The sequence below is a fragment of the Nonomuraea sp. N2-4H genome (assembly GCF_045291505.1).
Classification (GTDB): Bacteria; Actinomycetota; Actinomycetes; order Streptosporangiales; family Streptosporangiaceae; genus Nonomuraea; species Nonomuraea fastidiosa.
Genome location: NZ_CP147987.1, coordinates 1,381,088 through 1,395,756 on the forward strand (window position 1 = coordinate 1,381,088; position 14,669 = coordinate 1,395,756).

General features: G+C 73.8%; 9 protein-coding genes. 6 read left to right on the plus strand and 3 right to left on the minus strand.

All coding sequences use genetic code 11. The annotated features are described in order from the left end of the window. The 5 genes from WBK31_RS06340 to WBK31_RS06360 all read left to right on the plus strand — a co-directional run bounded on the left by WBK31_RS06340 (window position 1) and on the right by WBK31_RS06360 (window position 7,760). Entirely contained in the window at window positions 1–1,953 is a 1,953-nt protein-coding gene (locus WBK31_RS06340; protein ID WP_406674466.1) for an acetyl/propionyl/methylcrotonyl-CoA carboxylase subunit alpha, read from the plus strand. Then, window positions 1,953–2,858, plus strand: a complete 906-nt coding sequence (locus WBK31_RS06345; protein WP_364067653.1) for a hydroxymethylglutaryl-CoA lyase — start codon at window positions 1,953–1,955, stop codon at window positions 2,856–2,858. Before WBK31_RS06340 ends, WBK31_RS06345 begins: the two co-directional genes overlap by 1 nt. Window positions 2,859–2,862: 4 nt before the next feature. After that, the gene (locus WBK31_RS06350) at window positions 2,863–3,999 is read left to right on the plus strand and encodes an acyl-CoA dehydrogenase family protein (RefSeq protein ID WP_364067655.1); all 1,137 of its coding nucleotides are present in this window, start codon (window positions 2,863–2,865) and stop codon (window positions 3,997–3,999) included. 93 nt (window positions 4,000–4,092) lie between these two features. Continuing rightward, window positions 4,093–4,527: a GNAT family N-acetyltransferase gene (locus WBK31_RS06355; protein WP_364067657.1), complete on the plus strand. Its 435-nt coding sequence runs from the start codon at window positions 4,093–4,095 to the stop codon at window positions 4,525–4,527. A 146-nt stretch (window positions 4,528–4,673) separates the two neighbouring features. After that, entirely contained in the window at window positions 4,674–7,760 is a 3,087-nt protein-coding gene (locus WBK31_RS06360; protein ID WP_406674467.1) for an AAA family ATPase, read from the plus strand. 628 nt (window positions 7,761–8,388) lie between these two features. Here the strand turns inward: WBK31_RS06360 and WBK31_RS06365 are convergent. From WBK31_RS06365 to WBK31_RS06375, 3 genes are read right to left on the minus strand one after another with little or no spacing between them, the layout of a single operon-like run. Continuing rightward, a complete protein-coding gene (locus WBK31_RS06365; protein WP_406674468.1) occupies window positions 8,389–10,977 on the minus strand; it encodes a hypothetical protein in 2,589 nt (862 codons plus the stop codon). A gap of 54 nt (window positions 10,978–11,031) precedes the next feature. Further along, complete coding sequence (locus WBK31_RS06370) at window positions 11,032–11,985, minus strand: carbohydrate kinase family protein (protein ID WP_406674469.1); 954 nt, start codon at window positions 11,983–11,985, stop codon at window positions 11,032–11,034. Beyond that, window positions 11,982–12,908 carry a pseudouridine-5'-phosphate glycosidase gene (locus WBK31_RS06375; protein WP_406674470.1) on the minus strand — a complete coding sequence of 309 codons (927 nt, stop codon included), beginning with the start codon at window positions 12,906–12,908 and terminating at the stop codon, window positions 11,982–11,984. The genes WBK31_RS06370 and WBK31_RS06375 overlap by 4 nt, the downstream gene beginning before the upstream one ends. Window positions 12,909–13,139: 231 nt before the next feature. Between WBK31_RS06375 and WBK31_RS06380 the strand changes: the two genes are divergently transcribed. Continuing rightward, entirely contained in the window at window positions 13,140–14,660 is a 1,521-nt protein-coding gene (locus WBK31_RS06380) for a phytoene desaturase family protein (protein ID WP_406674471.1), read from the plus strand. Window positions 14,661–14,669 lie beyond the last annotated feature (9 nt).

The following is a 14,669-nucleotide window of genomic DNA, read 5'->3' on the forward strand; positions in this document are numbered from 1 at the left end:
ATGTTGTTCGACCGTGTTCTGATCGCCAACAGGGGCGAGATCGCCGTACGGATCATCCGCACGCTGCGCGCGCTCGGCATCACGGCGGTGGCGGTGCACACGCCGTCCGACGCCGGGTCCAGGCACGTCCGCGAGGCCGACGTCGCGCTCCAGGTGCCGTCCTACCTGGACGTCGAGGCGATCATCGGGGCGGCCCGCGAGTCGGGCGCGCAGGCCGTGCACCCCGGCTACGGGTTCCTGGCGGAGAACGCCGCGTTCGCCCGCAGGTGCGCCGAGTCCGGGCTGGTCTTCGTCGGGCCGCCCCCCGCGGCGATCGAGGCCATGGGCGACAAGATCCGCGCCAAGGCCACCGTGTCGGCGGCCGGGGTGCCGGTGGTGCCCGGCGCGGCCGAACCCGGGCTTGAGGACTGGCGCGACTTCCCCGCCCTGATCAAGCCGTCCGCGGGCGGCGGGGGCAAGGGCATGATCCTCGTACGGTCGGCCGCCGAGCTGCCCGACGCGCTGGCCTCGGCCAGGCGTACGGCGCGGGCCGCGTTCGGCGACGACACCCTGCTCATCGAGCGCTACGTCGAGCGCCCCCGCCACATCGAGATCCAGGTGCTGGCCGACGCCCACGGCGGCGCCGTGCACCTCGGCGAGCGCGAGTGCAGCCTGCAGCGCCGTCACCAGAAGATCGTGGAGGAGGCGCCGTCGCCGTTCCTCACCCCGGAGACGCGCGCGAGCATGGGGGCTGCGGCGGTCGAGGCCGCCCGCGCCGTCGGCTACGTCGGGGCGGGCACCGTCGAGTTCATCGTGGACGGCGTCACCGGCGCCTATCACTTCATGGAGATGAACACCCGGCTCCAGGTCGAGCACCCCGTCACCGAGCTGGTCACCGGGCTCGACCTGGTGGAGCTGCAGCTCAGGGTGGCGGCGGGGGAGCGGCTGCCGTTCGCGCAGGAGGACGTGCGGCTCGACGGGCACGCGGTGGAGGCCCGGGTGTACGCCGAGGACCCGGCGCGCGGCTTCCTCCCCACCGGCGGGCGCGTACTCGCACTCCGCGAGCCCGGCATGCGCGACCGAGCGGGCACGACGGTCGTGCGGGTGGACTCCGGGCTGGCCGAAGGGGGCGTTGTCGGCAGCGAGTTCGACCCGATGATGGCCAAGGTGATCGCCTGGGCGCCCGGCCGCGCGGCGGCGTACCGTGCGCTGGACCGCGCGCTCGCCCGCACGGCCGTGCTCGGCGTCGTCACCAACGTGCCGTTCCTGCGCGCGCTGACCGCGCACCCGGCCGTCGCCGCCGGAGAGCTGGACACCGGCCTGGTCGAGCGGGTCCTGCCCGAGCTGCTGCCTGAGGCGGAGACGCCCGAAGAGGTGCGGGCCGCGGCCGGGCTCGTCTTCCACGACCTGCCGCGCGGCGACGACCCGTGGGAGGTCGCCGACGGCTGGCGGATCGGCGAGCCGGCCTGGACGACGTGGCGGCTGGAGTCGCGCGACGGCGTGCACGCCGTACAGGTGCGCGGCCTGCCCGCCGAGACGGCCGAGGTCCGCGTGGGCGATGAGGCGGTGCCCGCGCGCATTCACCGCGACGGCGCCGAGCTCACCGTCACGCTCGGCGGGCGCAGCGAGCGCTACCTGTGCGTACGCGACGGCGACACGCTCTGGCTCGGCCGCGACGGCGCGTCCTGGTCGTTCACCCGCCACCACATCGGCGACCCCGGCGACCGGCCGGGCGCTGCGGCGGCCGGCGACGGCGTCGTCAGGAGCCCCATGCCGGGCACCGTCCTGGTGGTCAAGGCCCAGCAGGGCGAACGGGTCAGCGAGGGACAGCCGCTGGTCATCGTCGAGGCCATGAAGATGGAGCACACGGTCACCGCGCCGCGCGACGGGGTGGTCTCCGAGCTGACCGTCCAGGCGGGGCAGCCGGTGGACATGGACGCCGTCCTGGCCGTGGTCACCGCCGAGGAGGCGTGATGCCGTACCCGATGAGAGGTCTTCCGCAGCAGGTCACGATCTACGAGGTCGGTCCGCGCGACGGCCTGCAGAACGAGTCCGCCGTCATCCCCGTCGAGGTCAAGGCCGAGTTCATCGACCGGCTGGCCGACGCGGGACACAAGGTGATCGAGGCGACCAGCTTCGTGCACCCCAAGTGGGTGCCCCAGCTCGCCGACGCCGACGAGCTGCTGCGCCGCCTGCACCGGCGCACCGGCGTGCGCTATCCCGTGCTCGTGCCGAACGAGCGCGGCCTGGACCGGGCGCTGGAGCTCGGCGTCGACGAGATCGCGATCTTCGCCAGCGCCACCGAGACCTTCGCCGCCAAGAACCTCAACCGCAGCCTGGAGAGCCAGTTCGACATGTTCGAACCGGTCGTGGCCAGGGCGCTGGACAACGGGATCAAGGTACGCGCGTACGTCTCCATGTGCTTCGGCGACCCCTGGGAAGGGCCCACCCCGATCGCGCAGGTCGTCTCCGTCGGCGAACGGCTGCTCGGGCTCGGCTGCTACCAGCTCTCCCTGGGCGACACCATCGGCGTCGGCACCCCCGGCCACGTCACCGAGCTGATCCGCGCCTTCCGCTCGCCGGACCGGCTCGCCGTGCACTTCCACGACACCTACGGGCAGGCGCTGGCCAACACCCTGGCCGCGCTCCACTGCGGCGTCACCACCATCGACGCCTCCACCGGCGGGATCGGCGGCTGCCCCTACGCGGAGTCCGCCACCGGCAACCTCGCCACAGAAGACCTCGTCTGGATGCTGAGAGGACTCGGCATCGAGACGGGGCTCGACCTGAGCAAGCTCGTCGCCACCAGCACCTGGCTGGCGGAGCTGCTCGGCCGGCCGAGCCCGTCCCGCGTCGTACAGGCGCTGTCGAAAGGCTGAGATCATGCTCAATGACGAGTACGAAGAGCTGCGCAAAACCGTCGAGGCGTTCGCCCGCGAGGTGGTCGCGCCCGTGATCGGGGACTTCTACGAGCGCGAGGAGTTCCCGTACGACATCGTGCGCCAGATGGGCGCCATGGGGCTGTTCGGCCTGCCCATCCCCGAGGAGTACGGCGGCATGGGCGGCGACTACTTCGCCCTCTGCCTGGCGCTGGAGGAGCTGGCCAGGGTCGACTCCAGCGTCGCCATCACCCTTGAGGCGGCGGTCTCGCTCGGGGCGATGCCGATCTACCGGTTCGGCACGGATGAGCAGCGCCGTACGTGGCTGCCGAAGCTCGCCTCCGGCGAGATGCTGGGCGCGTTCGGGCTGACCGAGCCGGGCGGCGGTTCCGACGTGCCGGGCGGCATGCGCACCACGGCCGTGCTCGACGGCGGCCAATGGGTGATCAACGGGACGAAGTCGTTCATCACGAACTCCGGCACCGGCATCACCGGCGTCGTCGGCGTGGCCGCGCTCACCGGCGACGGCGAGATCTCCACCATCCTCGTGCCGAGCGGCACGCCCGGGTTCACGGTCTCGAAGAAGTACTCCAAGGTCGGCTGGAACGCCTCCGACACCCGCGAGCTGGCCTTCACCGACTGCCGCGTGCCCGCGGAGAACCTGCTCGGCGAGCGCGGCCGCGGCTACGCCCAGTTCCTGCGCACGCTCGACGAGGGCCGCGTCGCCATCGCCGCCCTCGGCGTCGGCCTGGCCCAGGGCTGCGTGGACGAGTGCCTCAAGTACGTCAGGGAGCGCAAGGCGTTCGGTCACCCCATCGGCCACTACCAGGCCATCCAGTTCAAGATCGCCGACATGGAGGCCCGCGCGCACACCGCCCGCCTGGCCTACTACCACGCCGCCGAGAAGATGCTCGCGGGCGAGCCGTTCAAGAAGGAGGCGGCGATCGCCAAGCTCGTCTCCTCCAATGCCGCCATGGACAACGCCCGCGAGGCAACCCAGATCTTCGGCGGCTACGGCTTCATGAACGAGTTCCCCGTCGCCCGTTTCTACCGCGACGCCAAGGTGCTGGAGATCGGCGAAGGCACCAGTGAAGTGCAGCGCATGCTCATTGCCCGACAACTCGGACTTGGCGATCTGTGACCCGCTCCGCCCGTTTCATCCCGTCACGAAAAGCGGGGAAACGTCAAGCAAGGGTTTGCGTCGGCCACGACCGACGATCTAGTGTCGTTGCTCATGACGGCTGACGATCTTCTCATCAGGAGAGCGGAGAAAGCGGACGCGGACGAGGTGTTCGCGCTGGCCCGCGAGTTCGGCCTGACCTTCAGTCCCGAGCGCGAGGCCTTCGACGCCGCGCTGCCCGCGCTGCTGGCCAACGACGATGCCCTGCTGCTCGCGGCCGTCGTCAACGGGCGGGTGCGCGGCTACCTCCTCGGCTTCGTCCACCTCACGCTCTTCGCCAACGGGCCGGTCGCCTGGGTGGAGGAGGCCATGGTCGAGTCGGGCTCCCGCCGGCAGGGCATCGGCCGGTCCCTGCTCGAGGAGTTCGAGAAGTGGGCCCGCTCGCGTGAGGCCGGTTACGTCGCGATGGCCACGCGACGGGCGCCGGAGTTCTACCACGCGCTGGGCTACGAGGCGTCGGCCACGTTCTTCCGCAAGGTCCTGCGCTGACCTACGGCCCGGCGCCTCGGAGCAGTGGAGTGCGCCGCCCCGCGTGGTGACGTCCCCCGAGAGGGTCGTGTTCGCTCGCGGGGGAAGCCGCAGGGAAGGCCCCGTCCCCGGGCGATTCTGTCGCCGCAGGATGGCATGCTGAGGGCGTGAGCATCCACGCCGTGAGCCCGCTGTTCGTCGGGCGCTGCCGCGAGCTCGCCGCGCTCGGCGACGCTCTGGCCAGGACGCGCGCCGGCATGTCGGCCACCGTGCTCGTCGGCGGCGAGGCGGGGGCCGGTAAGACCCGCCTCATCAATGAGTTCATCGGCCGGCACGCCGACGACGCGCTCGTGCTCGTCGGCGGCTGCCTGGAGCTGGGCACGGAGGGCCTGCCGTTCGCGCCGTTCACCGCCGTGCTGCGGCGGCTGGTCCGCGAGCTGGGCCGCGACGCCGTCGCCGCGCTGGTGCCCGGCGGCAGCACGCGGGGTCTCGCCAGGCTGCTGCCGGAGTTCGGCGAGCCGGGCAAAGAGGGCGCCGAGGCCAGGGCGCGGCTGTTCGAGGAGGTTCTCGGCCTGCTCGAACGCCTGGCGGAGGAGCGGCCCGTCGTCCTCATCGTCGAAGACGCCCACTGGGCCGACCGCTCCACCCGCGATCTGCTGACGTTCCTGGTCCGCTATCAGCGCACGGCCGCCCGCGTGCTGCTCGTGGTGACGTACCGCACCGACGAGCTTCACCGCACCCACCCGCTGCGGCCGCTGCTCGCCGAGCTGGGCCGGATCGAGTGGGTGAGCAGGGTCGAGCTGCGCAGGCTCACCCGCAAGGAGACCGTCGCGCTGGCGGCGGGCATGCTGGAGCGCGAGCCGTCCCAGTCCGACATGGATCTCATCTACGCCCGCAGCGAGGGCAACCCGCTGTTCGCCGAGGCGCTGCTCAGCGAGTCCGGGGCGGGCGAGTCGCTGCCGGAGTCGCTGCGCGACCTGCTGCTCGCCGCCGTCGAGCGGCTGCCCGACGAGACGCAGGAGCTGCTGCGGGTGGCCAGCGCCGGCGGGCAGCGCATCGAACACGCCCTGCTCAGCGCCGTCGCGGGGCTCGACGACGCCGCGCTCTCCCGCGCGCTGCGGCCGGCCGTCGCGGGCAACGTCCTGGTCGTCGACGGCGAGGGCTACGCCTTCCGCCACGCCCTCATCCGCGAGGCGCTCCACGACGACCTGCTGCCCGGCGAGCGCATCCGCCTGCACACCCGCTACGCCGAGGCGCTGGAGCGCGACCTGTCGATCCTGCCCGCCCCGCGCGGCGCGATCGAGCTGGCACACCACTGGCACCTGGCCCACGACTCCACGTGGGCGCTGGTCAGCGCCTGGCACGCCGCGGCCGCCGCCCGCAAGTCCGCCGCGTACGACGAGCAGCTCCGCATGCTCTCCCGGGTGCTGGAGCTGTGGGACCAGGTGCCCGACGCGGCCGAGCGCATCGGCGCCGACCGGCTCGACGTGCTCAGGCGGACCGCCATCGTCGCCCACCTGGCCGGCGAGTTCGAACGCGCCATCGCCCTGGCCGGCGCCGCACTCGACGACCTCGCCCGCGATCCCGGGCTCGAGGCCGACCCCGTCAGGGCCGTCACGCTGCTGCGCCAGCGCGGCCACGCCCGCTACGACCTCGGCCGCCCCGGTTTCCTCGACGACCTGCGCAGGGCCGCCGAGCTCGTGCCCGCCGACCACCCCCGGCTGCGCGGCAAGGTGCTGGAGTCGCTGGCCCGCATGCTCCACGGCCCGGAGAACATCGAGGAGCGCGCGGCCACCGCCCAGCTCGCCAGAGAGATCGGGCACTCCCTGGGCGATGCCACCATCGAGGCCCACGCCATCATCGACCTCACCTGGGCGCTGGCCGACTACTCCGCCATGGAGCCGCAGCTCGAGGCGTTCGCCGAGGCCCGGCGCATCGCCAAGCGCGGCGACGCCTACAGCGCGCTCATGCGCTGCGCGATCAGCGAGTCCGACACGCTGGAGGGCGCGGGGCGGCACGAGGAGGCCGCCAGGGTCGCCAGGGAGGGGGTCGAGGAGGCCGCGCACTACGGTATGGCCCGCACCGCCGGCACCTTCCTGTCGATCAACCTGGCCGAGCCGCTGGTGTCGCTCGGGCGGTGGGACGAAGCGCTCCAAGTCATCGAGCACGCTCTCGACCTCGCGCCGCCCGCGCCTTACGCCGCCAGCCTGCAGGGCCTCGCCACCGACATCGCGCTCGCCCGGGGCGACTACGACCGGGCCGACCGGCTGCTCGACCTCGCCCGCAGAGTCCTGTGCGGCGGCGCCCACCGCGAGCAGTCCGTGCTGCCGCACCTGCGCAGAGAGCTGCAGTTGCTCGCCGCCCGCGGTCAGCTCGGGGAGGCCCTGACGGCGGCCGCGCGGGCGCTCGACGAGCACAACCTGCGCACCAGCCCGCGCTACGCCTGGCCGGTGCTGACGATGTTCGCGGAGCTCATCCGCATGGCGGTGCCCACCCCGCGCTTCCTCGAGGCGATCGCCGGACTGGGGACCGCCGCCTTGGTGAGCGGTTACGCTGCCGCAGGCCCGGACGGCGGTGCGGCCGCGTCCCTCGCGGGCGGGGACGCCGCCGACTACGAGAGCGCTGCCGATGGGGCGGCGAGCGGGGCCGCGCTCGTGGGGCAGGCGCTGTCGATGCTGCCGAGGCTGCGGGCGCTCGGGCAGGACCTGGGCGTCGGGGGGCGGCTGCAGGAGGCGCACCGGCTCACCTTCACCGCGCTGACCGGCCCGGACAAGCCGCTGGACGACGACGTCGAGCCGGCCGCCTGGCAGCTCGCGGCCTGGGAGCAGGCGGTGGAGGCGTGGGCGGCGTTGCGGCAGCCGTACGCGGAGGCGCAGTGCCGGCTGGCGGCCGGTCAGGCGGCGCTCGCCTGCGGTGCCCGCCAGAAGGTCGCCGCCCATGTCGATCGGGCCCGCTCGCTGGCCCGCGATCTGGGCGTCACACCGTTGCTCGAAAAGCTCGACGTGCTCGGCAGGCGCGCCAGGATCGGCGGGCCGGACGAGGGCGGCGAGCGCCAACCGCTGGGGCTGACCGCCCGCGAGCTGGAGGTGCTGCGTGAGGTGACGAACGGGCGCAGCAACCGCGAGATCGCGCAGGAGCTGGTCATCTCGGTCAAGACGGTCAGCGTGCACGTCTCCAACATCCTGGCCAAGCTCGGCGTCGCCACCCGAGGCGAAGCCGCCGCCACCGCCCACCGCCTCGGCCTTTTCGACTAGCCGACCCCGGGGGTGGTGTTCGGTGCTTGCCGGGTCCGGTGGCGGTCGCTGCTGTCCCACTGCTTCGGCCTTTTCGACTAGCCGACCCCGGGGGTGGTGTTCGTGCTCGCCGGGTCTGGTGGCGGTTGCTGAGGTCCGCGCTGTTTCGGCCTTTTTGAGTACCTGTGCCGGGGGCGGTGCGGGCGGAGGCCATCGTGCTTGCCGAGTCCGGTGGCGGTCGCCGCTGTCCCGTTGCCGCGGCCTCGCGGGCCGGCCGTGGGTGCCGCGAGGGCTGGGACACGCGCTCTTGCGCCTCCTGAGCGGCCGGCACCGCCCACCGCCCCCGGCCCTCGACCTGCTGACAGTGCTCGGAGGGGGCACAGGGTTTCTTCGTGCGCCATGGGCCCGGCTGCTGCCCGTCGGCGCTGCGACCACCTCGTTCTGAGCGGTGGTGCGGGCGTGGTGCGGAAGTGCCTCGCTGCCGTGACCGTCGCGGCCACGGTGCGGTCATCAGAGACGGCGGGCTCACCTGCCCCCGCGAGCCCCTGCGGGCGCTCGCGGAGGTCGGCCGGCCGGCGCAGATGGTGTCTTGGCCCGCTGAGCGCGCGGCTGGCGGGGCCGAGATGGTCCCAGCGCGGGCGCGGTTGCGTCAGGCGGTCAGCTGGGCTTCGAGGCGGTAGCCGTCCACCGTGACGTAGACCTGGTCGCCAGGGCGGGCGTTCAGGCGCATGAGCACCGGCTGGAGCGAGTCGAAGACGGGCTGCTGACCCTGCCAGACCAGGACGATGGCGTTGTCGCCGGGGCCCGTGACCGACAGCAGGGTGCCGGGGCGCATGCCGAGCTGGGCCGCGTACCTCTCGGGGACCGGCACGGGACCGCCGCGCAGGTGCTCGGGGGTGACCTCGATGCGCTGCCAGCGGCGCGGGTCGGCCGACGGGCTGGGCGGCGGCGGAGGAGGCGTGGGCGGCGTGCCGGCCAGGGCGCCGGAGAGCACGGGCGAGCGGCCGCCCGACAGTGCCGACAGGGTGGCGAGCGCGGCGGACGGGTCGATGGAGCCGGCCGCGGGCGGGATGGGCTGGCCGCCACGGTGGTGGTGGCCGTTGGCACCCGGGGTACGGCGGGGGAGCGGCTGCGCCGGGGCGGGGGCCGGGGCCGATGAGGACTCGCGGGTCTCGGTCTCCGGAGGCAGCGCGTCGAGCCACGCCTTGGCGGAGTGGGCGCGGATGCCGAGTTCGCTCAGCAGCTCGACGGGATCCGCGTCGGGCGGGGCGGAGGCGAGGAGCTGCCGCGTACGCTGCTGAAGGCCCTGGAGGTCGCCGACGACCAGCCAGCCGTCCTGCAGCCGCCGGTCGGGCATGAGCGTCACCAGCACCCGCCACAGCGGCGTGCGCAGGGACGGGACGACCACCGGGTGGGCCGGGTCGGCGCCGATGAGCTGCTCTTCTGTGGCCGCCGCGCCCAGCCACTCCGTCAGCCGGAACATGTGGCCGGTGACCGGCGCGGACTCGGAGGAGCGCAGCCACTGCAGGACGCGCTCCTCGGCCGTGCGCTGGGCCTGCGAGAGCGCCTCACGCTCGACGAGCAGCTTGTGGGCGAGCGTACGCAGGCTCACCGGGTCCTCGGCGAACAGCCGGTGCTGGGCGACGGCCAGTTCCAGCTTGTCGAGGTTGCGGAACAGGTTGTCCACGACCCTGACCATGGCGTGGTCGGGGTCGGTGGGTGCGGGGCCGGAGCCCGCGTAGGCGGGCGTGCGCTTGGCGGGGCCGCCGGTGCCGGGGACCGCGGGGAGCGAGCCCGTGTGCGGGCCGCCCGCGGAGGCCGCCGCGCCGCCAGGAGCGCCGGTGTCCTGGCGGGTGGGGCGCTGCGGCAGGCGTTCCTGCTGGCCTGGCACGGGACGCTGCGGCAGGCCGGAGCCGCCGCCCTGCCCCGCACCCGGAGCCCCGTTCCCGGCGACCGCGGGGAAGGAGCCCGTCTGGCGCGAGCCGGGCGTGCCGTCGGAGACAGCGGGGAAGCCGCCGGTCTGGCGCGAGCCGGGCGTGCCGTCGGAGACCGCGGGGAACGAGCCCGTCTGGCGGGGGCCGGGTGCGCCCTCGGGACGGCGCTGCCCGTCGCCGGGCACACCGGGGAAGGAGCCGGTCTGCCGGGGGTCGGACGCCGCCGGGAACGAACCGGTCGTCCGCGAGCCGGGCGGAACGGGGAACGAGCCGCTCGTACGGGCGTCGCCGCCCGCGGCGGGGAACGTCCCGCTCGTGCGCGCGTCTCCCCCAGCGGCGGGGAAAGCGCCGCTCGTGCGCGGGTCCGCCTCGAACGGGCCGTCGGCGGAGGCGGCGGGGAAGGAGCCGGTCTGCCGCGAACCGGCCGGGTCGGAGACCGCCGGGAAAGAGCCCGTCTGCCGGGGACCGGGCGCGCCGTCGGAGGTCGCGGGGAAGCCGCCGGTCTGGCGGGAGCCGGGCGCGCCCTCGGGCGGCAAGGCCCCAGGACGCTGCTGGTCGCCGGAGAGTGACGCGGCGGGGCGCTGGGGCAGCGGGCCGCTCTGCGTGCCGGACCCCGAGCCGTCACCCGTCGCGGGCCCGCCGACGGAATCGCCCTGGGCCGCGTACGGACCGGTCTGCGCCGCCGGCTGCTGCGCGGCGGGATCGCCCGGCGCGGGCACGGGACCGGAAGGCGCATCCTGCGCGGGCACGGGACCGGAAGGCGCATCCTGCGCGGGGAACGCGCCCGACGGGACGCCCTGGCCGCGCTGGAGCGGCCGGGTGACCTCGGGATGCCCGGATGCGGCGGGCGTGGGGGAAGCGGCGGCGGGCGCGTCGGCGGCCTGGGCCGGGATGCGGCCGAGGATCTCGCGGAAGACCGAGCCGATGACCACCTCGGGCGTGGCCGACGGCGTGCCGAGATCGCTCGGAGACAGGCGGCGCAGCCGCTGCCAGCCGCCGAGGCCGGTGATCGCCGTACGGGTGGCGTCGGGCCAGCCGGGCAGCGCGGGGTCGATGTGGTGCACCGTCAGCGCGGGCAGCAGGTCGGACAGAGGCAGGTGGTCCCAGCGGGACGCGGCGAGCCGGGCGAGGCGTTCGCAGATCCAGTCGAGCCCGGTCATGCCGAGGGCTTTGGGCAGCGGCACGGAATGCCACCACCCCGCGGGCAGACGGGGGTCGCCCAACGCCTCGGCCACCTGCTGGGGACGGCTCCAACGCAGCGCAGGGACCAGGTCGCTCAGGCAGATCGATGACTCGACTTCCATCGGCGGACCTTATCCTCCCCAGTGAGCCGCGTGTGCTGCCCGTGACGCATGTGGCTAATGGTGCAGCCTACGCGGCAAGCTATCAGTGTGAATAGGGTAAAGACGGTTCAGATCCAAACCGTACCGTGGACGGCCGCCCACCTGGGCCACACATGCGGCACCGGCACGGCATCCCGCCTCCAGAGCCGCCTGCGGTCCCGCGCCGCGCAGTGTCGTGGCGATGTATCCCGCGGCGAACGCGTCACCGGCTCCCGTGGAGTCGACGACGTCAGCGGGCCGGCCTTTGGCCGTCGCCACCACCTCACCGTCTTTCGCGGCCAGAGCTCCGTCGGCGCCGAGCTTCACGACCGCTGTGCCATATCTCTCACTCAAGAGTACGGCGGCACGCTCGGCCGATGTCGCCCCGGTGAGCACAAGCGCCTCGTCGAGGTTGGGCAGGACGAGATCGGCCGCGGCCGTCTGGCGGATGAAACGTTCAGCGCCGAAGTCCCGCAGCGGCCCGGATGAGGCGGGATCGACGCTGATCAAGACGCCCGCGGCGGCGGCGTCGGCCATCGCGCGGGCGGCCAGGCGCAGGCCCGGCTCGGCGAACAGGACGTACCCGGACAGGTGCAGACGGCCGACGCCGTCGAGCAGGGCCGGATCCCAGTCGGCCTCGGAGATCAGGCCGCCCGCGCCGCGGTTGGTGAGCATCGAGCGCTCGCCGCTGCTGTCCACCATGGCGATCACCACGGCCGTGGGGTGGTCGGGATCGACGGAGAAGTGGGGCCGGACGCCCGTCCTGATCAGTTCGGTGGCGTGCCACTCGCTGCTGTCGTAGCCGAGCCTGGCCAGCAGGTGCACCTCGGCTCCCAGGCAGGCGGCCCAGGCGGCGGTGTTGGCGCCGGAGCCGCCCGGACGCAGCACGATGTCGGCCGCCATGTCGGCGCCGGCCAGGACGGGCGAGCCGTGCCTGGCCACCACGTCGGTGACGACGTCACCGACGATCAGGAGGGCGCCACCGGTCACGACCGTGCCCAGGCCACGGCGATGCGGGCGGCCAGCGCGGCGTTGCCGCGCACGGCGGCGAGGTTGGCCTCGAGAGAGGCGCCCTTGGTGCCGTCCACCAGGTAGCCGAGCAGGAACGGGGTGATCGCCTGGCCCTTGACGCCCTCGCGCTCGGCGGCGGCCAGCGCTTCGGCGAGCACCCGGTCGTGCAGCTCGGGGTCGAGCTGCTGCTCCTTCGGCACCGGGTTGGCGACGATGAGGGCCGTCTCGGGGCCGCCGAGGGCGTCCTGGCCGCGCATGACGGCCGCCGCCTCCTCGGCCGACTCGATGCGCCACTCGACCGGCAGGCCGGAGGAGTGGAGGTAGAAGCCGGGGAAGGTGTCGGTGCGGAACCCGGCCACGCTCACCCCGCGCGTCTCCAGCCGCTGTAGCGTGGCCGGCACGTCGAGGATGGACTTCACGCCCGCGCACACGACCGTGATGCGGGTGCGGGCGAGCGTGTCGAGGTCGGCGGACTCGTCCTGGTCCTCGGTCCACTGGCGGTGCACGCCGCCCAGGCCGCCGGTGGCGAAGACGCGGATGCCGGCGCGGGCGGCCAGGAACGATGTGGCCGACACGGTGGTCGCGCCGCTCGCCTTCAGCGCCGCCGCCAAGGGCAGGTCGCGCTGGCCCAGCTTGCGCAGGCCGGACTCGGTGGCGATGCGCTCCAGCTCCACCTCGTTCAGGCCGATGCGGGGCACCCCGTCGAGGACGGCGATCGTGGCGGGCACGGCGCCCCCGTCGCGGACGATCGCCTCCAGCTCGCGCGCCACCTCCAGGTTGCGCGGCTGCGGCAGCCCGTGGGAGATGATCGTGGACTCCAGTGCCACGACCGGCGCGCCGCTCGCCAGGGCCTCGGCGACCTCGTCGGACGGCTGCAGGACTGCGTCGGTGGTGCTGCGCATGGTGAGGCTCGTGCTCCTTGGATGTGTGGCCCAGCGGGTGAAAAACGGTGACTCTGATGAGGTTTGCTCCGAACCGAGCAGCGTACGACCCCTTGGCCCGGCCGTCCACCTGAGGATCACACGGCCGGCGGGAGCCCGCCAAGGACGCCGCCAAGGACGCCGCCAAGGACGCCGCCAAGGACGCGGACTCGCACGTGGCGCCAGAGGGCGAACGGGTCGTATGGTGCCAGGATGAGTGCGTATGACGTGGTCGTGGCCGGAGGCGGGCACAACGGACTGGTGGCGGCGGCGTACCTGGCGCAGGCCGGGCGGCGGGTGCTGGTGCTGGAGCGGCACGAGCACGTCGGCGGCCTGGCGATCTCGGCGCAGGCGTTCCCCGGCGTGGACGTGCGGCTGTCGCGTTACTCCTACCTCGTGAGCCTGCTGCCCTCGAAGATCGTCCAGGATCTCGGGCTCGAGCTGGAGCTGCGCCGCCGGCGCTACGCCTCCTACACGCCCGTGGGCGAGACCGGCCTGCTGGTGGACAACGAGGACGACCTGCGCACGGCGGCCTCGTTCAGGAACGTGACGGGCGGAGAGGCCGACCACGAGGCGTGGCGGCGCTTCTACGGCATGGTCGCCGAGACCGCGCGGGTGCTGGCCCCCACCCTGCTGGAGCCGCTGCGGCCGCAGGCCGAGATCGAGCGGATGGTCGGGCCCGAGGCGTGGGGCGAGCTGTTCGGCCGGCCGATCGGGCAGAGCGTGGCCGAGCGGTTTGCCGACGACACCGTACGCGGTGTCGTGCTCACCGACGCGCTCATCGGCACGTTCGCGAACCCCGATACCGACCTGCTCGCCAACCGCTGCTTCCTCTACCACGTGATCGGCGACGGCACCGGCGACTGGAACGTCCCCGTCGGCGGCATGGGCGCGGTCTCCGGCGCGCTGGAGGCGGCGGCCAGGCGGGCGGGCGCCGAGATCAGGACGGGCGCGGAGATCATCGGCATCGACCCGGACGGCGAGGTGACGTTCACCGAAGGCGGGGCCGAGCACACCGTGCGGGGCGGGCACGTGCTGGTCAACCTGCCGCCCGCGGTGCTCGACCGGGTGATGGGACGGCCCGCGACCGTGCCCGAGGGCGCGCAGCTCAAGGTCAACATGGTGCTGTCGCGGCTGCCCCGGCTGAAGGATCCCGAGGTGGATCCGCGGGCGGCCTTCAGCGGTACGTTCCACATCAACGAGGGGCGCGACCAGCTCGCGCGGGCGTACGAGCAGGCGGCCAGGGGCGAGATCCCCGAGCTGCCGCCCGCCGAGGTCTACTGCCACTCGCTGACCGACCCGTCGATCATCGGCCCCGCGCTGCGGGGACGGGCGGAGACGATGACGCTGTTCGGCCTGCACATGCCCGCCCGGCTGTTCCGGAAGGATCCGGAGAAGGCGCGCAAGCTGGCGCTGGAGGCCACGTTCGCCTCGATCAACTCCGTGCTCGCCGAGCCCATCGAGGACTGCCTGCTCACCGCCCCCGACGGCACCCCGTGCGTCGAGGTCAAGACGCCTGTGGACCTGGAGACCGACGCGGGCCTGCCCGGCGGCCACATCTTCCACACCGACCTGAGCTGGCCGTACGCGGACGGCGACGCCGACGGCCACGGCGGCTGGGGCGTCGAGACCGAGCACGAGCGCATCCTGCTGTGCGGCGCCGGCGCGCGCAGGGGCGGCGGCGTCAGCGGCATCGGCGGCCACAACGCCGCCATGGCCCTGCTCACGCGCTGACGGGCCCTG

What these genes read in the sequence shown, in the direction of transcription:
- WBK31_RS06340 (WP_406674466.1), top strand. Translation starts at nt 1, where the DNA reads ATGTTGTTCGACCGTGTTCTGATCGCCAACAGGGGCGAGATCGCCGTA.
- WBK31_RS06345 (WP_364067653.1), top strand. Translation starts at nt 1,953, where the DNA reads ATGCCGTACCCGATGAGAGGTCTTCCGCAGCAGGTCACGATCTACGAG.
- WBK31_RS06350 (WP_364067655.1), top strand. Translation starts at nt 2,863, where the DNA reads ATGCTCAATGACGAGTACGAAGAGCTGCGCAAAACCGTCGAGGCGTTC.
- WBK31_RS06355 (WP_364067657.1), top strand. Translation starts at nt 4,093, where the DNA reads ATGACGGCTGACGATCTTCTCATCAGGAGAGCGGAGAAAGCGGACGCG.
- WBK31_RS06365 (WP_406674468.1), bottom strand. Translation starts at nt 10,977, where the DNA reads ATGGAAGTCGAGTCATCGATCTGCCTGAGCGACCTGGTCCCTGCGCTG.
- WBK31_RS06375 (WP_406674470.1), bottom strand. Translation starts at nt 12,908, where the DNA reads ATGCGCAGCACCACCGACGCAGTCCTGCAGCCGTCCGACGAGGTCGCC.
- WBK31_RS06380 (WP_406674471.1), top strand. Translation starts at nt 13,140, where the DNA reads ATGAGTGCGTATGACGTGGTCGTGGCCGGAGGCGGGCACAACGGACTG.